19 protein-coding genes and 5 tRNA genes are annotated in these 19143 nt (G+C 43.0%); 17 read left to right on the top strand and 7 right to left on the bottom strand.

The window, feature by feature from the left end; translation table 11 throughout:
- Positions 1-81: 81 nt before the first annotated feature.
- The 5 genes from UFB30_RS12920 to UFB30_RS12900 all read left to right on the top strand — a co-directional run bounded on the left by UFB30_RS12920 (position 82) and on the right by UFB30_RS12900 (position 548).
- Positions 82-156 (top strand) — tRNA-Gln (locus tag UFB30_RS12920).
- A 6-nt stretch (positions 157-162) separates the two neighbouring features.
- Positions 163-237, top strand: a tRNA-Gly gene (locus tag UFB30_RS12915).
- A gap of 11 nt (positions 238-248) precedes the next feature.
- Positions 249-322, top strand: a tRNA-Cys gene (locus UFB30_RS12910).
- Between the two features lie 61 nt (positions 323-383).
- A tRNA-Leu gene (locus UFB30_RS12905) sits at positions 384-468 on the top strand.
- 6 nt (positions 469-474) lie between these two features.
- A tRNA-Gly gene (locus UFB30_RS12900) sits at positions 475-548 on the top strand.
- A gap of 132 nt (positions 549-680) precedes the next feature.
- Here the strand turns inward: UFB30_RS12900 and UFB30_RS12895 are convergent.
- A complete protein-coding gene (locus UFB30_RS12895) occupies positions 681-1331 on the bottom strand; it encodes a B3/B4 domain-containing protein (protein ID WP_322422106.1) in 651 nt (216 codons plus the stop codon).
- 64 nt (positions 1332-1395) lie between these two features.
- On the opposite strand from UFB30_RS12895, the gene queG reads away from it, so the two are divergent.
- From queG to yhbH, 9 genes are all read left to right on the top strand, one after another.
- Positions 1396-2526, top strand: coding sequence for a tRNA epoxyqueuosine(34) reductase QueG (queG, locus tag UFB30_RS12890; protein ID WP_322422104.1), 1131 nt, complete (start codon positions 1396-1398; stop codon positions 2524-2526).
- Between the two features lie 13 nt (positions 2527-2539).
- Complete coding sequence (locus UFB30_RS12885) at positions 2540-2998, top strand: amidase domain-containing protein (RefSeq protein ID WP_322422103.1); 459 nt, start codon at positions 2540-2542, stop codon at positions 2996-2998.
- Between the two features lie 46 nt (positions 2999-3044).
- Positions 3045-3518: a tRNA (uridine(34)/cytosine(34)/5-carboxymethylaminomethyluridine(34)-2'-O)-methyltransferase TrmL gene (gene trmL / locus UFB30_RS12880; protein ID WP_322422102.1), complete on the top strand. Its 474-nt coding sequence runs from the start codon at positions 3045-3047 to the stop codon at positions 3516-3518.
- A 324-nt stretch (positions 3519-3842) separates the two neighbouring features.
- A complete protein-coding gene (gene nfsA / locus UFB30_RS12875) occupies positions 3843-4592 on the top strand; it encodes an oxygen-insensitive NADPH nitroreductase (protein WP_322422101.1) in 750 nt (249 codons plus the stop codon).
- A gap of 305 nt (positions 4593-4897) precedes the next feature.
- Positions 4898-6793 (top strand): PrkA family serine protein kinase, encoded by a 1896-nt coding sequence (locus UFB30_RS12870; RefSeq protein WP_322422100.1) that lies wholly within the window; start codon positions 4898-4900, stop codon positions 6791-6793.
- A gap of 50 nt (positions 6794-6843) precedes the next feature.
- On the top strand, positions 6844-7014 hold the full coding sequence (locus UFB30_RS12865) for a hypothetical protein (RefSeq protein ID WP_322422099.1): 171 nt from the start codon (positions 6844-6846) through the stop codon (positions 7012-7014).
- A gap of 609 nt (positions 7015-7623) precedes the next feature.
- The gene (locus UFB30_RS12860; protein ID WP_322422098.1) at positions 7624-7794 is read left to right on the top strand and encodes a multidrug ABC transporter ATPase; all 171 of its coding nucleotides are present in this window, start codon (positions 7624-7626) and stop codon (positions 7792-7794) included.
- A 150-nt stretch (positions 7795-7944) separates the two neighbouring features.
- Positions 7945-8232, top strand: coding sequence for a hypothetical protein (locus UFB30_RS12855; RefSeq protein ID WP_322422097.1), 288 nt, complete (start codon positions 7945-7947; stop codon positions 8230-8232).
- Positions 8233-8353: 121 nt separating this feature from the next.
- Positions 8354-9484, top strand: a complete 1131-nt coding sequence (gene yhbH / locus UFB30_RS12850; RefSeq protein WP_322422096.1) for a sporulation protein YhbH — start codon at positions 8354-8356, stop codon at positions 9482-9484.
- A 255-nt stretch (positions 9485-9739) separates the two neighbouring features.
- Here the strand turns inward: yhbH and UFB30_RS12845 are convergent, their stop codons facing one another.
- Positions 9740-11044, bottom strand: coding sequence for an NCS2 family permease (locus tag UFB30_RS12845; protein WP_322422095.1), 1305 nt, complete (start codon positions 11042-11044; stop codon positions 9740-9742).
- Between the two features lie 203 nt (positions 11045-11247).
- On the opposite strand from UFB30_RS12845, the gene UFB30_RS12840 reads away from it, so the two are divergent.
- Positions 11248-12888, top strand: coding sequence for a M20/M25/M40 family metallo-hydrolase (locus UFB30_RS12840; RefSeq protein ID WP_322422094.1), 1641 nt, complete (start codon positions 11248-11250; stop codon positions 12886-12888).
- Positions 12889-13179: 291 nt separating this feature from the next.
- On the opposite strand, the gene UFB30_RS12835 is transcribed toward UFB30_RS12840, so the two are convergent.
- Both UFB30_RS12835 and UFB30_RS12830 read right to left on the bottom strand, forming a co-directional pair.
- The gene (locus tag UFB30_RS12835) at positions 13180-13806 is read right to left on the bottom strand and encodes a nitroreductase family protein (protein WP_322422093.1); all 627 of its coding nucleotides are present in this window, start codon (positions 13804-13806) and stop codon (positions 13180-13182) included.
- A 160-nt stretch (positions 13807-13966) separates the two neighbouring features.
- Positions 13967-14497: a flavodoxin family protein gene (locus UFB30_RS12830; RefSeq protein WP_322422092.1), complete on the bottom strand. Its 531-nt coding sequence runs from the start codon at positions 14495-14497 to the stop codon at positions 13967-13969.
- A gap of 180 nt (positions 14498-14677) precedes the next feature.
- Here UFB30_RS12830 and wrbA point away from each other — a divergent pair, with 180 nt between their 5' ends.
- On the top strand, positions 14678-15289 hold the full coding sequence (gene wrbA, locus UFB30_RS12825) for an NAD(P)H:quinone oxidoreductase type IV (protein ID WP_322422091.1): 612 nt from the start codon (positions 14678-14680) through the stop codon (positions 15287-15289).
- Between the two features lie 235 nt (positions 15290-15524).
- Here the strand turns inward: wrbA and UFB30_RS12820 are convergent, their stop codons facing one another.
- From UFB30_RS12820 to UFB30_RS12810, 3 genes are all read right to left on the bottom strand, one after another.
- Positions 15525-16388: an RluA family pseudouridine synthase gene (locus UFB30_RS12820; RefSeq protein WP_322422090.1), complete on the bottom strand. Its 864-nt coding sequence runs from the start codon at positions 16386-16388 to the stop codon at positions 15525-15527.
- A gap of 75 nt (positions 16389-16463) precedes the next feature.
- Positions 16464-16937 (bottom strand): thioredoxin family protein, encoded by a 474-nt coding sequence (locus UFB30_RS12815; protein WP_322422089.1) that lies wholly within the window; start codon positions 16935-16937, stop codon positions 16464-16466.
- Positions 16934-17365: a disulfide oxidoreductase gene (locus UFB30_RS12810; RefSeq protein WP_322422088.1), complete on the bottom strand. Its 432-nt coding sequence runs from the start codon at positions 17363-17365 to the stop codon at positions 16934-16936. The genes UFB30_RS12815 and UFB30_RS12810 overlap by 4 nt, the downstream gene beginning before the upstream one ends.
- A 200-nt stretch (positions 17366-17565) precedes the next feature.
- Here UFB30_RS12810 and UFB30_RS12805 point away from each other — a divergent pair, with 200 nt between their 5' ends.
- Positions 17566-19107, top strand: coding sequence for a GNAT family N-acetyltransferase (locus tag UFB30_RS12805; protein WP_322422087.1), 1542 nt, complete (start codon positions 17566-17568; stop codon positions 19105-19107).
- The last annotated feature ends 36 nt before the right edge of the window (positions 19108-19143 follow it).

The raw sequence follows: 19143 nt of genomic DNA, 5'->3' as shown, positions 1-19143 counted from the left end.
GATTGTGGCGAAGTGGTTAACGCACCGGATTGTGGTTCCGGCATTCGTGGGTTCGATTCCCATCAGTCGCCCCATTTTTATTGGGCTATAGCCAAGCGGTAAGGCAACGGACTTTGACTCCGTCATGCGTTGGTTCGAATCCAGCTAGCCCAGCCACTTTTTGCGGGAGTAGTTCAGTGGTAGAACACCACCTTGCCAAGGTGGGGGTCGCGAGTTCGAATCTCGTCTTCCGCTCCATTTTTATTTTTGGCGGTATAGCCAAGTGGTAAGGCACGGGTCTGCAAAACCCTTATCACCGGTTCGAGTCCGGTTACCGCCTCCAAAATTTAAAAATAATGCGATTTGTAATACATGCATGTGTATGATACTATTCATACTAACATGCCGATGTGGCGGAATTGGCAGACGCGCACGACTCAAAATCGTGTTCCTTCGGGAGTGCCGGTTCGACCCCGGCCATCGGTACCAGCATTTGCGGGTGTAGTTTAGTGGTAAAACCTCAGCCTTCCAAGCTGATGTCGTGAGTTCGATTCTCATCACCCGCTCCAACATACATAACCAACGCAGTGTTTCGTTTATCTCAAACGAAGCGTTGCGTTTTTTTATGTGTTAACAATATTTTAAAAAGCCCCATGTAAATGAGGCTTTTAACTAGAAAAGATTCAGGTGATATAATACGTTTAAACGAGTTTTGCTGTTGCAGTCCCGCCATTTACCTGAATAAACATATCCTTTAATGAATGCAGCATTTTTTCCTGTTCTTCTTTGGGCAGAGAAGGTCTGAAGTAGACAATATGCAATGCATCATTTGTTTCTTTGCTTACTGCAGTCCGGGCTGAATCGACACAGGGACTGCCAAATGGTCCATTACTGTCAGCAGCAATGATTAAGTTCTCCGCAGAATTCATTCTGCCATTAAGACCTTCAAATTGTTCCTGATCACTGCCAAGCCTGATTTCAATATCACCGCTTATGTTTTGGGTATCGTATATGCCAAGTGGTGTTTCGTATTGCAGTGAAAAGAAGTTATTCAGGTCAACAGCTGAATTAGTGCTCGGCAGATAGTTTTGTTTTGCAATTCTTCTGAGAAGTGCTTCGGTACTTGGTCTGTAACGGTTAGGGTCTTTTCCGAACTGTTTAAATAACTGTCGCCATTCAGCGATCCCTTCAAAGTCAGCAGGCTTTTGATCTTTAAGGTCAAAGAACAGGGATTCCTGAAATAATTGAAGTCTCCCTTTTAACATTTGGGGTGATTCGCTGACAGTTGTATTTTTATAATGAATGATTCCAAAAGATAATGATTTCAGTGATGAATGAACTGAAATTTTCATACGGTCAACTCCTTTATAAAACATGTATTCAGTTTAACATTTCCATTTAGAAAGGGGGATTAGAATGAACTATGATGTGCTGAAGCAGGAAATCATCGATCACGCTGAGGAGCTTGGGATTGATAAAATTGGATTTACGAGTGCGGATTTCTTTTCAGATCTGAAAAGCCGTCTGATGAGACAGGAGGCGCTTAATTACCAGTCAGGTTTTGAGGAAAAGGATATTGAGAAACGTGTTACACCTTCATTGTTGATGCATGAGCCTAAATCAATTATTTCCATTGCGTTAGCCTATCCATCTAAAATGAAGGATGCGCCAAGGAGTAAAAAGGGAGAGCGCAGAGGGATATTTGCAAGAGCCTCATGGGGTGAGGATTATCATACTGTACTTAGAGAAGCGCTGGGACGGCTGGAGCAGTTTATTCAGGAGAGAGTGCCTGATGCGAGGCTGAAGTCTATGGTGGATACGGGAGAACTCGTTGACCGGGCTGTAGCTGAAAGAGCAGGTGTAGGGTGGAGTGCCAAAAACTGTTCAATCATCACGCATGAGTTTGGTTCGTATGTTTACTTAGGTGAAATGATTACAAACCTGCCTTTCAGTCCTGATGAGCCGATGGAGGATCAGTGTGGGGATTGCAATCTGTGTGTGGATGTGTGTCCGACCGGTGCACTTGTACAGGGTGGACAGCTTGATGCGAAAAAGTGTATTGCATTTTTAACTCAGACGAAGGATTTTCTTCCTGATGAATATCGTTCTAAAATTGGGAATAGACTGTACGGATGTGATACGTGTCAGACAGTTTGTCCTAAAAATAAAGGGATTGATATGCATCTCCACCCTGAGTTTGAGCCGGATCCTGAAATTGCCAAGCCGCTTCTTGAGCCATTACTCTCTATCAGTAACAGGGAATTTAAAGAGAAGTATGGTCATGTATCGGGTTCCTGGAGAGGCAAGAAGCCGATACAGCGGAATGCGCTGATTGCCCTCGCTCATTTTAAAGAAGCATCAGCACTGCCGTCTATATTTGAAGTGATGCAGCATGATGTACGCCCTGTTATGAGAGGGACGGCTGCCTGGGCTGCAGGTAAGATCGGCGGGGAAGAAGCGATGGAAATGCTATTAAAACAAAAGGATATTGAAAAGGACGAAGAGGTGTTAAAGGAGATCGAAAAAGGCTTATCACTTTGTAAGTGAAAGGTGTGTAGATATGTATAATGGTGCGCTTGCTGCTGCATATGCGGAGGAATGGTGGAACAGGAGAAATCCCGCATTCCCTTCTTTCCCGGTTGATTGCACAAACTTTATTTCACAATGTCTGTTAGCTGGAGGCCTGACGATGAGGGGCTATCCTGACCGTTCCAGAGGCTGGTGGCTGCAGGGAGGTCAATGGAGTTTCAGCTGGGCAGTTGCACACTCTATGCGGTGGTTTCTTGAAGAGGCAGCTGAGCGGGTGACGGATGCTTCAATGCTGAAAATTGGAGACGTGATCTGTTATGATTTCGAGGGTGACGGAGTAGTAGATCATACGACCATTGTGACGTATATTGATCAGGGCGTACCTTATGTGAATGCACATACAAATGATAGCCGGAGAAGGTTGTGGACATATAGTGATTCAGCAGCCTATACTCCATCGATCAGGTATTATTTTTTTCACCTTTCATGATAAAATAGAACTTGGCTCAGCCGAAATAGATGATGAGGTGAAGAAATTGGGATTACACGTTGTATTATTCCAGCCGGAGATTCCTGCTAACACAGGTAATATTGCGCGTACATGTGCAGCGACTGGTACATCATTACATTTAATTAAGCCGCTTGGCTTTTCAACAGACGATAAAATGCTTAAACGAGCAGGTCTTGATTACTGGGAGCATGTTGATATTCATTATCACGATTCCCTTGAGGACTTTTATCAGTCAAGTGAAGGCGGGGAATATTTCTATCTGACGAAGTACGGAAAGCAGCCGCATTCAACGTTTGATTACAGTGATCTGAATAAGGATTTTTATTTTATTTTCGGTCGTGAAACATCAGGGTTGCCTGATGATGTCATCGAAAATAATAAAGACCGTGCACTGCGTATTCCAATGAATGAGCACGTACGCTCATTAAATTTATCAAATACAGCAGCCATTCTTGTATATGAAGCATTAAGACAGCAGAACTTCCCTTCACTTGGGTAAAGTAGATAAAAGTTTGCTGCTTAATCAGATGATGGGACAAAAAATAATTTATATAATAAAATAAATATTACCATCTAAGTGTAGCGGAGCGTAAGGCGGCGACTCCGGGACGATTAGAGGGAAGCTGAGACCCCGGAAAGCGAAGCTTGAGGAGGCTCAGCAACCTCCGTCCGGAAAGCGTCTGCCTGAAGCGCAGCGAAACGATTACGGAAGACTGAGACAAATTTAATTTGTCCCAGTCTTTTTTAGTGCTTAATATTTGAATAGCTGTAAAAGAAAACGCTACACTTGAAAGCAGTTAGATGATGAAAGGTGGAGGAAAGCATGAACCAGACAATTGAAACGATGTTAAATCACCGGTCAGTCAGAAAATTTAAAGATGAAAAGTTGTCACCTGAACAGGTCCAAATGATCGTAGAAGCAGCTCAGATGGCTTCTACATCAAGTTTTATACAGGCTTATTCAATTATTGGCGTAACAGATCAGGAGAAAAAGAAAAAGCTTGCTGAACTCGCAGGCGGGCAGGATTATGTGGCAGATAGTGGTCACTTCTTTGTATTCTGCGCTGATCTATATAGACACTCATTAATTGGGAAGTGGGAGGGTGCTGATGTAGAGGATTCAATTACTTCAATGGAAAAGTTTATGGTCTCAGTGATTGATGCTTCACTTGCAGCGCAAAATGCAGCTGTGGCAGCTGAATCGATGGGGTTAGGCATTTGTTATATTGGCGGACTAAGAAATAACCTTTCTGAAGTATCTGAGCTGCTGGAAACGCCTGAGCATGTCATTCCACTGTTTGGATTGACTGTTGGCGTTCCGGATCAGGAAACAGCTGTTAAACCGAGAATGCCGTTCCAGTCCATTTACCACGAGAACAGTTATAGACACCAGGAAGCGACTGTAAAAGAGGAGATGGATGAATACAATGAAGCGATCTCAGCTTATTATCATCAGCGTACGTCCGGAAAAAGAAGTGACAAATGGACAGAACAGATGGCAAATATGCTGCAGAGAAAAAACAGAATGTATATGAAAGAGTTTGTGGAAGGGAAGAATTTTGCGAAGAAATAACTAAAAAAAGCTGCATAGGCAGCTTTTTTTAGTTATTTTTTGTTTTGCCCGGCTTATCGTTATAACCAGCTGTGAAGATCGCTGCAAGGAATGCTACACAAATACCTAAAATCAGTGCTGTACCCATTTAAAATACCTCCCGGATAAAAGTATAAATCAATTTCATATACATTTAAGTATACATGAATCCGTCTGAGAAAGAAATGACTGTCATGTGAATTAGCAGATTTCATTTCAGGCTGTGCTCATGAATACCGGTTGTGCTGCATACCGTTTTATATGAAGGAGAAGAGGGGGAGAATCAGATGGATATGTTAAAACGGGTGGCAGACTATCAGCTCGAAGAATCGATGCTTAAATGGGAAGGGACCTTCTCTGATTATTTGACGATGTTAAAAGATAAGCCCTGGATTGCACAATCAGCCCATTCAAGAATTTATAATATGATTAAAGACGCAGGAACTGAAACAATCAATGGCAGAAAGAGCTACCGGTTTTTTAATCGTCATTTATTTGGACTGGAAGAGGCATTGGAGCGGCTGGTGGAGGAATATTTTCATCCGGCTGCAAGAAGGCTCGATGTTAAAAAGAGAATCCTTTTGCTGATGGGACCGGTAAGTGGAGGGAAGTCAACGCTCGTTACACTTTTAAAAAGAGGACTTGAACAATATACAAGAACCGATCGCGGAGCTGTTTATGCGATCAAGGGATGTCCAATGCATGAAGATCCGCTGCATCTCATTCCTGAAGCGCTGAGAGAAGATTTTTTCAAAGAGTATGGTGTCAGGATTGAAGGGCATCTATCACCACTGAATATGATGAGACTTGAAAAGGAATTTGGGAACAGAATAGAGGATGTCCCGATTGAACGCGTATTTTTCTCTGAAGATAAACGGACCGGTATTGGTACATTCAGTCCATCTGATCCAAAGTCTCAGGATATCGCTGATCTAACGGGCAGTCTCGACTTTTCAACCATTGCTGAATATGGATCTGAATCAGATCCGAGAGCATACCGTTTTGACGGGGAATTGAATAAAGCAAACAGAGGCCTGATGGAATTTCAGGAAATGCTGAAGTGCGATGAAAAGTTCCTGTGGCATCTTCTCTCCCTGACTCAGGAAGGGAACTTTAAAGCAGGACGGTTTGCGCTGATTTCAGCTGATGAAATGATTGTCGCCCATACCAATGAAACAGAATACCGCTCATTTATTTCAAATAAGAAAAATGAGGCATTGCACTCCAGAATGATTGTAATGCCAATGCCGTATAATCTGCGTGTATCTGAAGAGGAAAAAATCTATGAGAAGCTGATCTCACAAAGTGATGTGGCTGATGTTCATATTGCACCGCATACATTGCGTACTGCAGCTGTATTTACTGTTTTAACCCGTCTGAAGGAGCCAAAGCGGAAAGACATTAATCTGATTAATAAAATGAAAATGTATGATGGCGAATCCGTTGAAGGGTTTGGCGAATCGGATGTTGAAGAGCTGAAAAGAGAGCATTCAGGAGAAGGAATGGAAGGAATTGATCCGCGTTATGTCCTGAACCGGATTTCTTCAACGATCATCAAAAAGGAACTGTCTTCAATCAATGCGCTTGATGTTCTGAGATCCTTGAAAGAAGGATTTGATCAGCATGCTTCCATTTCTAAAGAGAGCAGGGAATATTACTTAACATGTATATCCCTTGCAAGGAAAGAGTTTGATGAGCTGGCTAAAAAAGAAGTACAAAAAGCATTCGTCTACTCCTATGAAGAGTCCGCAAAAACGCTGATGGATAATTATCTCGACAATGTAGAGTCCTATTGTCATAAATCCAAGTTGAAGGATCCTTTAACCGGTGAGGAGATGCATCCTGATGAAAGGCTGATGCGCTCAATTGAAGAGCAGATCGGCGTTTCTGAGAATGCGAAAAAAGCATTCAGAGAAGAAATTCTGATCAGGATTTCAGCATTTGCAAGAAAAGGGAGGCGGTTTGACTATCAATCCCACAGCAGGCTGAAAGAAGCGATTCAGAAAAAGCTGTTCTCTGATTTAAAGGATGTTGTTAAAATCACGACTTCTTCAAAAACACCTGATGAACTCCAGCTGAAGAAAATGAATGAAGTCATCGCAAGGCTGATTGATGAATACGGATATAACTCCGTCAGTGCCAATGATTTGCTGCGTTATGTCGGCTCACTATTAAACAGATAACGTTTTTCTGCTGTGAATGAAGGGTATATTCACAGCAGAGGTGAAAAGACATGACGAAGAAACATGAACACGACAAACATGAAATGCCTGATAACAGTTCCATGGCAAGTGACCTTGAAGAAATGGATCAGCTTGGCCGTCAGATGGAAAAGATGCGTACAAATGAACAATTGAAAAAGCACCGGGAACCCGGTACTGAGCAGTTTGAAGAAGAGGAGTAATCGGCCTCTTCTTTTTTGTTTGGGTTAGTAGCGGAGGCTGGGGGTGTTGAAGTGGAGCGAGTAGGCAGGCAGATTGAGTAACCGGGGGGTTATTCGCTCAGCTTTTGGATTTTATCTATCACCTTTATGAATAATACTTCCAGCAATTGTTTTATTTAATGTTTGCTCTATGACCGTCGGGGTTATAAGCCAGCTTTTAAGTTTTATCTTTCACCAATCAGTTTTTTTCGCTCACCTTTTTGATTATTCGCACACACCGGCGCCTCAGTCCAACGTGTACGCCCGTCTCCGCTTTTCTATGGTGTCCAGCTCCAGCAGGCAGGTCCTCGAGTCATAAGCCACAATGAGAAAATGGGGAAGGGCACCCATTTCTCTCATTGCGTCTTATGCTTGTCGGACCTGAACGCCTGCTTCCGCTTTTCTTTATTGTCCAGCTCCAGGCGCTAGCTCCTCGGATCATAAGCCACGCATCGGTAAACGGGAAAGACCACCCGTTTTCCGCTCCGCGTCTTATGTCTGTCGGAGCTGAACGAGCGCCTTCCGCCTTTCTTGATTTGACTGAATTTTCTCACAATGGCACAATAGAAAAAAATTCGGAGGGGATTTTTTATGCCAGGCAGAGAGTATTTTAAAGAGCTTGAGCCGGTAAATGGGAGTATGGCGAGCACGATGGAAGAGCTCGTGATGCTTGGGAAGCAGATGGAGAAAATCCGGTCAGGCGGAGAGTTGAAATCGAGTAAGAAGCTATCGGACCCAATTCAATATGAAGAAAAAGCTTAAAAAGTAACCAGTGATAAAAAACTGGTTATTTTTTTTGAAACTTTTTCAGATAATATACGTATAAGAGGTATGAATTGAAAACAGTGATTATGCCATATATGATAAGTAAATGAAGAAAGGACTTGATAGTTGATGAGGATTTCTACAACAATGAAGTGGATCACAGGCGGACTTGAGGCGTTTTTTGCCATTCCGATCCTTGGTGGTCTGATCGTAATTGGTACTTCATGGGCACCTTTATGGATTATGCTTGCACTCCATATCGTTACGTTAGTATTTGCAGCACGTGACTTTACATCCAAGACAGGCAGTATTTTTGGTATTGTGACATCCGTCGTAGGGGTCGTGCCGTTTCTCGGATTTGTGATGCACGTGGTAACCGCTGTAATCCTGTTATTGGATGCATCGCGCTCTACTGCTCAGGAAAAGAGTGTGTAAAAGGCCTGTTTTTACAGGTCTTTTTTGATGCCATTTTTAAGTAATCTTTTCTTCAATTCTGATGAAATAATTTAAGAGATCTTTCATACAATGAAGAAAAGGAAAAGGGTGGAGGCAACTTATGCAGGGTTCTATCGTATCAAAGGAAGACTGGTCCCTCCATCAGCAGGGCCAGGAGGATCAGATCAGACATAGTCGGAAAATACAGCAGGCAATTAAAGACAGGCTTCCAGAACTGATTACAGAAGAAAATGTGATTATGTCAGATGGAAAAAAAGTCGTGAAGATTCCGGTTCGTTCACTGGATGAATATAAAATCCGTTATGATCATTCGAAAAAGAAGCATATTGGGCAGGGCAATGGAGATAGCGAAGAAGGAGACATTATCGCGAGATCCGGCGGTAAGGAGAGCGGCAGGCAGGCGGGTTCTGATCCGGGTGAAGATTATGTTGAAGCGGAAGTATCAATAGAAGAAATTGAAACAGCTCTGTTCAGCCAGCTGGAACTCCCCGATTTTAAGCAGAAAGAAGAAGTAGATGCGTCTAAAGAAGGCATTCAGTTCACTGATATCAGAACAAAGGGTCTGACAGGTAATATTGATAAGAAAAAAACAATGATGACCGCATTTAAGCGCAATGCGATGAATGGGGAAAAAGGGTTTCATCCGATCCTGCCTGAGGATATCCGTTATAAGACATGGACTGAAACAAAAGAAAAGGAATCAAAGGCAGCTGTGATCGCAATGATGGATACGAGTGGTTCAATGGGGATGTTTGAAAAATATATTGCAAGAAGCTTTTTTTTCTGGCTGGTCAAATTTCTGAAGTTACATTACTCACATGTGGAAATCAGGTTTGTTTCTCATCATACAGAAGCTAAAGAAGTAGAAGAAGAGACGTTTTTTACTAAAGGGGAGAGTGGCGGTACGATCTGTTCCTCCGCTTACCGGAAAGCGCTTGACATTATTGAAAGTGATTATCCTGTCGAAAGGTATAATATTTACGCCTTCCACATTTCAGATGGTGACAACCTTACTTCGGATAATGAGAGATGTCTCCCGCTGATAAAACAGCTGGCAGAACACTGCAACATGCTTGGATACGGCGAAGTCAGCCAGTATCACCGGCAGTCCTCTCTGATGTCAGTTTTTGCGAAGTCAGAACAGGAGGACATCAGAACATTTATCGTCAGACGGAAAACGGAAGTGCTGGATGCGCTGAAGTATTTTCTCAGTAAAAGATTAAGTGTGTAATGATAAAGCTTATTGTAAAAAACAACGCTTTGTTAAATGATATTGTTGTTACTGCACAGCTGATGATTGGAGCGGAAGGGGGCGACTCCTGCGGCAGGAAGGGACGTGTGAGACCTGGCATGGCGAAGCCTGCGGGCTCACCGCCCGGCCGCGGAAAGCGTCCCCCTGAAGCGGAAATCAACAGCCAACTTTAACAAAGCCAAAAACAAAAAAGGAAGATAGCGCTTATTCAATACAGCGTTATCTTCCTTTTTGTTAATGCGGTAAAAATACCAGCTGGTAAGCAAACAAAATGGCAAACAGATAGACAAGGAAATGAACCTCTCTCCATTTACCCTTTACAATTTTTAAAATCGGATAAGAAATAAAGCCGAGCGCAATCCCTGTTGCAATACTTGAAGTGAGCGGCATGCTCAGAATAATTAAAAATGCAGGGAAGGCTTCATCAATTTCTCCCCATTTAATATGCGAGATACTCCCCATCATCAGACTGCCGACAATAATGAGCGCCGGTGCTGTAATGGCTGATACGCCTGAAACGGCACCAACAAGCGGTCCGAAAAATGCAGCCACGATAAATAATCCTGCTACTGTAACGGTAGTCAGCCCTGTACGTCCGCCTGCAGCAACACCTGAAGAGGATTCAATATAAGCTGAAGTCGGGCTTGTCCCGACCATTGCGCCGGCTGTAGCGGCAATTGAGTCAGCAAGGAGAGCCTGACGTGCACGCGGCATCGATTTTCCTTTCATCAGACCCGCCTGCTGGGCAACGCCGATCATCGTGCCGGTTGTATCAAAAATTGTCACCAGAAGAAATGAGAAGACCACTGCGAATAAGCCATATTGAATCACATCACCAAATGCTGCGATCGGGTTTGAGATAATGATTCCCTCAGGCAGACTCGGAACAGCCATGACACCATCAAACTCAAGCTGACCGGTAAAGTAGGCAACTGCACCGGTGAAAATCATGCCGATAAACAGTGCGCCATTTACATTTAACGCCATCAGAATCAATGTAACAGCAAGACCTGTGAAAGCAAGAATAACAGATGAAGAATGAAGGTCACCAAGCGCAACAAGATTGTCAGGGTGTGCGACAATGATGCCCGTCATTCTCATCCCGATAAATGCGATAAATAACCCAATTCCTGCGGTAATCCCGTGCTTCAGGTTATCAGGAATGGCTTCAATCAGTTTCTTTCTGAATGAAGTCAGAGAAAGAATCGTAAAGATCACCCCGGCAACAAACACTGCTGCGAAAGCTACTTCATATGTGATATTTGTATTCGTCCCGACTACTGAGAAGGCAAAGTATGCATTTAACCCCATACCCGGTGCAATCGCAATCGGATAATTCGCCATTAATGCCATCCATAGCGTTCCAATGACTGTTGCGATAATGGTTGCAAGAAACACCTGATCAAAAGGTACACCGGCACTCGATAAAATAATCGGATTGACCACAACGATGTACACCATGGTCATAAATGTTGTGAAGCCTGCCAATAGTTCAGTTTTGACAGTCGTATTATTTTCTTTTAAATGAAAGCGAAACATCAAATCAGTCCTTTGTTAAAATACGAACATTTTTAAGCACAAGTTATATAATATTCGTTTATAAAATATGATTCAACCCCTTTTGAAGAATTTGCTGAATAAATTTTCAGTGTTTCAATTTTGCAGCTATTTTTTAATACATCTGCTTTCAATCGCAGCGTGCTTCCATTAAGATGAATGAAAAGACAGCAGGGGGTTATACGATGTATCAAGACATCCAGCATTTATCTGCTCCTGAGCAGGCTGAAATGATCACAAGAAAACTGATTGCGATGAAGAGTTATACAGGTTCTGAAGGAGAAGTACATAAGGCGGAAGAAATTTTTAATTGGATCAGCTCTTTTCCTTATTTTAAAGAAAATCCTGATCATGTCTGGATTCAGGATATAAAGGATGATCCTTTTAAGAGAAAAAATGTCTGGGCGATGCTGCCGGGACAATCAGATAAGACGGTTTTGTTTCACAGTCATATTGATACTGTGGGAACAGAGGATTTTGGATCACTTCAACAAATGGCCCATGACCCGGACCGTCTGGAGTCATTTTTTAAGGATTTCCCGGGTGATTACCGGGTTAGACAGGAAGCAGGTTCAGGTGAGTGGCTGTTTGGCAGGGGCTCGCTTGATATGCAAAGTGGAGCGGCCGTACATCTTGTGAACCTGCTGCAGTTTTCTCAGGAAGAACGGGATGGCAATATGCTGTTTCTATTCAATCCTGATGAAGAAAGTGAACATGCAGGCATGCTCGCTGCGCTTCATGAGCTTGCCCGCATGAAGAAAAAGAAGAAGCTGGATTATGTTGCGGCTATTAACAATGATTTTATCGCGCCAATGTATGACGGTGACAGAACAAAATATATCTACACCGGTGCAGCGGGCAAGGTGCTTCCTTGTTTTTATATTTATGGAAGGGAGGCGCACGTTGGAGACGTGCTGACTTCAATTGACCCTACCCGCATCGGCGCAGAGCTGAACAGGCGAATCAATCAGAATATTGATCTTGCTGAAGACCTTGACGGAGAATATGTCCTGCCTCCTGCCTGCCTTCACTTTAAAGATGATAAAAAGGATTACAACGTACAGACCGCGATCAGCGCGCACCTGTATTTCAACTATTTTGTATTCGAGCAGACGGCACAGGATGTAATGGAGAAACTGCGTAAAATCTCCATTGAAGCCGTTTATGAAATCAGCCGTGAAAGCACGAGGAAATACAGCGATTTCAGAAAGAAACACGGGTTCCCCCCAAGTGACTGGAATTTTCAGATGGATGTCTGCACGTTCAGTGAGCTCGAATCATCCTTAAGAGCCCAGGGGATTGATGTGGAAGGCCCATTAAATGAAGTGGTGAAAAAGTACAAGGGAAAAGATAAGCGTGAAGCAGCATTTGCCCTTGCAGAAAAGCTCCAGCAGCTCGATCCTGAAAAGACACCGCGTGTCCTGATGTTTTTCGCACCGCCATTTCTGCCGCACAATTATTTGAGTGATAAAAATGAGCATGGTACTGATATTATGCAAAAGCTTGAGAAGCATCTGAAGGAAACATCAGAGGCAGAAGGGGAGGAGTTTGTCACAAAGCGCTTTTTCCCATACTTAGCTGACGGCAGCTTTCTCTCACTTCATGAATCAGATGAAGCAATTGAAATGCTGAAGAGAAATATTCCGAGAATGCAGGACCTGTACCCTGTGCCGATTCATCTGATCCGGGAGCTGAACATTCCTTCGATCAATATCGGTGTGTACGGTCGTGATGGCCACAAGTGGACGGAGCGGGTTTATAAGCCTTATACGTTTGGCGTACTGCCGGGGTTAATTAAGCGGTTTGCGGAGGATCTGGTTAAATAGGTGTTGTGTGGGTTCCTGGGCGGCGTCTGCTTTTGGCGGTTGAATAATTGAAAAGGTGATGGAATTAATTTGAAAGCTGATTGAATAAATTCGATTGATGATGCAATTCCCGGGCAGTCCAAGGTCGAGTGACGAATAATCGAAAAGGTGATGGAATAAAACCAAAGCTGATAGATATATCTGAAATGATGAAGCAATTAAACGCGCAGTTTGCATGCATACAACCAAAGCCTGACTCAACATTGCTACAAAAAAGAGGGTGAGACCGCGGTCTCACCCTCGAATTACTTCTTACAGATACTCAACAAGCTCATCAATATCAATTCTCTCAGACTTGCGTGCTTCTTTAGCTGCTTTACCAACTGTAATCAGCATGACAGGTACATAGCGGTCAGAAATCTCGAACTCCTCGATTAATTGTGCATCGCTGAATCCACCGATTGGGCATGTATCCCAGCCTTTTGCTTTCGCAGCAATCATAAATTGCATCGCTGCAAGTGAAGCGTTTGAAAAAGCTGCATCACGTGCGAATTGTTCATTCTCATATGCACCCTGGATTTGACCATTCAATGCCTGCTTGATTTCTTCAGACATTGCGCCTTTTTCAACAGCCGGGTCAAACACAGCATCTACATTTTCGTTTGCTCTCAGATCGCCAAGAACAGCAATGACAGCTGATGCATCTGTGATCTGCTGCTGGTTGTATGCGATTGGAAGCAACCGCTCCTGTGATTCCGGGTTATGGAAAGCAAGGAACTTCCAGTGCTGAAGATTCCATGCTGAAGGTGCCTGTCCCATTGCCTCTAAAAGTTCATTCAGCTCTTCACGGCTGATTTCAACTTCAGGATCATATTGTTTTGTTGCTCTTCTCTCAAAAAGTACATCTAGTACGTTTTTCTCTAAAGTAGTTGCTGACATGATAAAAAATCCTCCTTACGTACTTTCTATTAATATCAGTTACTTTTAGTTATCAGTAAACAGTGATCACTATAGTATAAGGAAATGCCTATTGTCAAGAAATTAGGTGCTCATTGAAAAAGCTCCTGCTCCCTTTTAAAAGGTCGCAGAAGCTTTAAGACTAATTGAAGAAACCTTCAAGCTGATTCAATCTGTTACTCTTTTCAGCATCACCCGGTTTTCTTGCCTCCCCGATGAAATACTTTTTAAAGTCCATTCCAGTAAAATCGAATATATGTTTAAACTGCAGAATGAGCGGCAGACCTTTGAGGTCAACCTGGTCACCGCCGCATGTAATTAGAGATCCGGGTTTGCCGGCGATACGTTCTTTAAAGTTCAGCTCAGGCTGACGCATCGCCTGAGACCATCTGTCGATAAAGGTCTTCATATATCCGCTCATGCCATACCAGTAAAGTGGTGTGACGAAAAGCACTTCATCTGCATCAAGCATAGCTTTAACCACCTCCGCGTGATCATCATCAACCGGATCAAATCCATTTGAATCATGACGCTGATCATGAATCTGGTGGATGGTCAGCTCTCTTAAACGTATCCACTTTACTTCTCCCTGATAAGTTGCAGCAGCTTTTTCTGCAAAATACTCTGAATTACTATGTTCACGGGAACTCCCGCTGATAATCAATAACGTCATAAATGTATTCCTCCTTCAAGAGTAAATTCTACATCTTACTCATTCTATGTAAAAGCATTCCGTCTGATACTTTGAAACTGAGATGTTCGAAACTATGTTTAAAAATGAAAATATTAGGCAATAATATAAAGCGTGAATTAATTTTCTGAAAATTTATATGGTAAAAAGGGAGCGTGCACAATGTCAAACGTAAAATTAGCCATTATTTATTACAGTTCAACAGGAACGAACTATCAATTAGCAAAATGGGCAGAGGAAGCAGCGAAGGAATCCGGAGCTGAGGTCAAAGTACTGAAGGTAGAGGAAACTGCACCACAACAGGCAATTGCTTCAAATCCGGCATGGAAGGAACACTATGAAGAAACTAAAGACGTTCCGGTTGTCACGCTAAATGATCTTGAATGGGCTGATGCTTATATTTTCAGCATCCCAACCCGTTACGGTACGATGCCTGCGCAAATGAAAAATTTCATTGATACAACAGGCGGCTTATGGTTTAACGGTAAGCTTGTTAATAAAGTAGTGAGCGGTATGAGTTCAGCGCAGAACCCGCACGGCGGACAGGAAGCAACGATTCTGAACCTGTATACAACGATGATGCACTGGGGTGCGATCATTGCAGCGCCTGGTTACTCGGATCCGGTTACGTTTGCCTCAGGAGGTAACCCGTACGGCACAAGTGTAACAGTTGATCAGGATGGGAACATGAAAGAAGATGTGGCTGACGGCGTGAAGTATCAGGCGAAGCGGACGATTGAAGTGGCTAAATGGGTTAAAGCAGGAAAAGAATAAGCAGTCAAAAAGGGATGGGACAAATAGATTGTCTCATCCCTTTTAATCGTTCCGCTGCGCTTCAGGCGGACGCTTTCCGGACGGAGCTTGCTGAGCCTCCTCACCTTCGGTTGCGGGGTCTCAGCTTCACTCTATTCGTCCCGGAGTCGCCGCCTTACTCTCCGCTACACTTTCATGTTAACTAATATATCGTTAAACTTTTCAAAATTGAATTTCGCCCCAACATCAATTAATTTTATCCAAAATAATCAGGATGTTTTGCTTCAACACTGACCTGTTCAAGTGTAAAAGGATGGCTAAGCGACAGCTTCTTCGCATGCAGTGCCTGATAGCTGAATTTCCCGGTCGATCCATACAGTGTATCTCCTGCGATCGGGTGACCAATGAAAGAGAGGTGCACCCTGATCTGATGGGTACGTCCGGTTTCAAGATTCAGCTCCACTAAAGAAAGGTTTTTCTCAGGATCATATGATAAACACTGATAATGTGTCACAGCCTTCTGACCGCCCGGGGATACACGTCTTCTGACAGGATGGTGCCGGTCCTTACCGATTGGTTCACTGATCGTTCCTTCTGACTTCACTTTTCCTTCTGCCAACGCAATGTACGTCCGTTTAATCATTCTTTTTTCAAGCAGCTGATCAAGTAAAGGCTTGATCGCCGGATGCTTTGCAAATAGAATGGCACCTGTTGTGTCACGGTCAAGTCTGTGAACCGGCTGCGCATAGCCTATATGACCTGCAGAAAGCAAGTAATGAACGACTGCATGTTGGAGGGTTTTATGATCTGTCTCGTCGTTAGGATGTGTATCAAGGCCGGCAGGTTTATTTACAATCAAGAGGTGGTCATCTTCATATAGCACCTCAATCTGATTGTTCCACGCAGGAGCAGATTGCGATGCTTCATATTCAAACGAAACCACATCGCCTTCAGACAATGGATCCTTCCATGGCCTTAAATCTCCATTCATTAAAATGCTTTTATCCATTCTCCATTGATGAATGGTTTTTTTCCCGAATGAAAGTTCATCCTTTAACAGCGCCTCTAGTGTTAGACCGTCCCATTTAGGAAGAACAGTCAACGAAAAACGTTCTTTCAATCTTAACAGCTCCTTTCTTAATCAAGTAAAAAAACTGCCGGACAATCAGCAGCTGTGATCCCCGGCAGTCATCTATTATTCTCCTGTTACATTGCGCTCAAAGAATGCTCTGTAATCCTCTTCAGTTGCAGCACCTACGATACCATCTACAGCCTCTCCATCTTCATAATGGATCAAAGTTGGTGTAGACTGGATGCCGTATTTGTTCCATGAATCCTGGAACTCAATTAAATTATGCTGAACCATGTCTACATCCATTTCTTCAGCGAGTGGAGCAAGCATAGGTGTTGTCTCCAGGCAGTACTGACATTCAGGGCTGAAGAAGTAAACCGTTGTCGGCTCACCGCTTGAGATACGTTCTTCAAGGTCTTCCGGTACAATCTGGTTCTGATAATTTTCATCATCAAGCAGATCAATTGTAGATTGATCCAAATCATCTTTTCCGTAAGGGTTGTCCTCTGTTTTTGAGGCATTTTGCATATTTGTGATCAGTGCGATTGCTGCGAAAATCAGTACAATCACGCCGCCAAAAATCAGAATTTTTTTCATGATGGTGTTGCTCCTTTCGGTTGCTTAAGAATGATTAGACTTAAGGTAAAAATAATGGTGAATGCAGTTAACGCCAGGAATGGAATTGTAATGAATCCGGCCCAATTAATATATTCACCTGTACATGGCACTCTTCCGCATGCAGGTGCTGAAGTTGATAGCGCGTCGATCTTCTGGATACTGTAATGATAAATGGATATACATCCGCCAATTCCTGAAAGAATAGCAGAATAAAGTGCTGCTTTTGCATCTTTTTTTACGACTGCGATGAGTAAAATTACTACAAGCGGGTACATAAAAATGCGCTGATACCAGCAAAGCTCACAAGGCTCGAAGCCTCTGATCTCAGAGAAATATAGTGACCCCATCGTAGCAGTAAAAGCGGCAGCCCAGGCAGCAAAAAGCATGTTTTCTATCTTTTTGGTCATGATGACGCCTCATTTCGCTTGAAAATCTCTTGTCATTGAAGATTGTAAAATTAAAACGTCAATAATACAAGCAGAGAAAGCTTATTCACCCTAAAAACAGATGGAATATGTCTAAAATTTGGCACAGAAAGACTGGATGCTGTTATTATTGATAATTGGGTTTATAATTAACAGTAACAATGTTTCCGAGGAGTGAAAGTATGTCTGAAAAACTTGATTTATCTCAATTTGAGAAAAAAATGATCATTCGTAAAATGATTCATGCAGATATAGATAAAATTATTCATATGCAAAAGCTTTGCTTTCCCGGCATGCAGCCATGGAAAACAGAGCACCTTGAAAGTCATCTGGACATGTTCCCCGATGGTCAGCTTGTCGCGGAGCTGGATGGCGATATTATCGGTTCATGCTCAAGTCTGATTATTAACTTTGATGAATATGATGACCGTCATACATGGGACGATGTAACCGATGAAGGTTATATCACAAACCACAATCCTGACGGCTACAACCTCTACGGAATTGAAGTAATGGTTCACCCGGAATTCCGCCGGATGAAGGTTGGGCACAGATTATATGAAGCAAGAAGAGAATTAGCGAGAGAATTCAACCTGAAAAGTATTATTATCGGCGGAAGAATTCCGAACTATCACAAATACGCAGGGGAAATGTCTCCACGTGAATACGTAGATTCTGTTCAGATGCATAAAATCTATGATCCGGTTCTGTCATTTCAGCTGATTAACGGCTTTACACTGATGCGGATCAATCCGAACTATCTGCCGGATGATAAGCAGTCAAATAAATATGCAACGCTGATGGAATGGAACAATGTGGACTATCGTCCGAAATCAAAGAGACACTTTAAGACGAGTCATCCTGTAAGAATCTGTGTTGTGCAGTACATGATGCGTCAGATCGATTCATTTACTGATTTTGCAAATCAGGTTGAATATTTTACTGATGTGGCTTCAGATGCACAATCAGATTTTGTTGTGTTCCCTGAGATCTTCACAACACAGCTGATGTCATTCCTGAATGAAAAGTCTCCTAGTATGGCAGTAAGAAAGCTGACGGATTACACAGAAGAATACATTGAACTCTTCACGGATCTTGCAGTACGTTATAACGTCAATATCATTGGCGGCTCCCACTTTGTGAAAGAGGACGATGATGAGATTTATAACATCGCTTATCTGTTCAGAAGAGACGGGACGATTGAGAAGCAGTACAAGCTTCATATTACGCCAAATGAACGTAAATGGTGGGGCATCAGCCCTGGAGACACAGTCAGGGTATTTGATACAGACTGCGGCAAAATCGCGATTCAAATCTGTTATGACATTGAATTCCCTGAACTTGCACGTATTGCAACAGATATGGGTGCGAAAATTATCTTTACGCCATTCTGTACAGAAGATCGTCAGGGTTACCTGCGCGTAAGATACTGTTCACAGGCACGTGCTGTTGAAAACCAGATCTATACAGTCATTTCTGGTACAGTCGGCAACCTGCCTGAAACTGAAAATATGGATATTCAATATGCTCAGTCAGCCATCTTTGCACCGTCTGACTTCGAGTTTGCACGTGATGGTATTGTCGGTGAAACAGACCCTAACCTTGAGATGGTGATGATCGGGGATGTCGATCTCGAAATCCTCCGCCGCCAGCGCCAGGGCGGAACGGTACGCCAGCTGAAAGACCGCAGACACGATATTTATTCGATTAATTATAAAAAGTAATTGATGATCAGTTAATAGTGATGAGTTCTACATCAA

It is taken from the genome of Jeotgalibacillus haloalkalitolerans, from assembly GCF_034427455.1.
GTDB lineage: Bacteria > Bacillota > Bacilli > Bacillales > Jeotgalibacillaceae > Jeotgalibacillus > Jeotgalibacillus haloalkalitolerans.
The sequence above is the reverse complement of the archived record's forward strand: the minus strand, read 5'-3'. Positions and strand labels throughout refer to the sequence as shown.

Bases quoted from the DNA above. Each gene is read 5' to 3' on its own strand.
- UFB30_RS12895 (WP_322422106.1), bottom strand. From the start codon at position 1,331: ATGAAAATTTCAGTTCATTCATCACTGAAATCATTATCTTTTGGAATC.
- queG (WP_322422104.1), top strand. From the start codon at position 1,396: ATGAACTATGATGTGCTGAAGCAGGAAATCATCGATCACGCTGAGGAG.
- UFB30_RS12885 (WP_322422103.1), top strand. From the start codon at position 2,540: ATGTATAATGGTGCGCTTGCTGCTGCATATGCGGAGGAATGGTGGAAC.
- nfsA (WP_322422101.1), top strand. From the start codon at position 3,843: ATGAACCAGACAATTGAAACGATGTTAAATCACCGGTCAGTCAGAAAA.
- UFB30_RS12870 (WP_322422100.1), top strand. From the start codon at position 4,898: ATGGATATGTTAAAACGGGTGGCAGACTATCAGCTCGAAGAATCGATG.
- UFB30_RS12865 (WP_322422099.1), top strand. From the start codon at position 6,844: ATGACGAAGAAACATGAACACGACAAACATGAAATGCCTGATAACAGT.
- UFB30_RS12860 (WP_322422098.1), top strand. From the start codon at position 7,624: ATGCCAGGCAGAGAGTATTTTAAAGAGCTTGAGCCGGTAAATGGGAGT.
- UFB30_RS12855 (WP_322422097.1), top strand. From the start codon at position 7,945: ATGAAGTGGATCACAGGCGGACTTGAGGCGTTTTTTGCCATTCCGATC.
- yhbH (WP_322422096.1), top strand. From the start codon at position 8,354: ATGCAGGGTTCTATCGTATCAAAGGAAGACTGGTCCCTCCATCAGCAG.
- UFB30_RS12845 (WP_322422095.1), bottom strand. From the start codon at position 11,044: ATGTTTCGCTTTCATTTAAAAGAAAATAATACGACTGTCAAAACTGAA.
- UFB30_RS12840 (WP_322422094.1), top strand. From the start codon at position 11,248: ATGTATCAAGACATCCAGCATTTATCTGCTCCTGAGCAGGCTGAAATG.
- UFB30_RS12835 (WP_322422093.1), bottom strand. From the start codon at position 13,806: ATGTCAGCAACTACTTTAGAGAAAAACGTACTAGATGTACTTTTTGAG.
- UFB30_RS12830 (WP_322422092.1), bottom strand. From the start codon at position 14,497: ATGACGTTATTGATTATCAGCGGGAGTTCCCGTGAACATAGTAATTCA.
- wrbA (WP_322422091.1), top strand. From the start codon at position 14,678: ATGTCAAACGTAAAATTAGCCATTATTTATTACAGTTCAACAGGAACG.
- UFB30_RS12815 (WP_322422089.1), bottom strand. From the start codon at position 16,937: ATGAAAAAAATTCTGATTTTTGGCGGCGTGATTGTACTGATTTTCGCA.
- UFB30_RS12810 (WP_322422088.1), bottom strand. From the start codon at position 17,365: ATGACCAAAAAGATAGAAAACATGCTTTTTGCTGCCTGGGCTGCCGCT.
- UFB30_RS12805 (WP_322422087.1), top strand. From the start codon at position 17,566: ATGTCTGAAAAACTTGATTTATCTCAATTTGAGAAAAAAATGATCATT.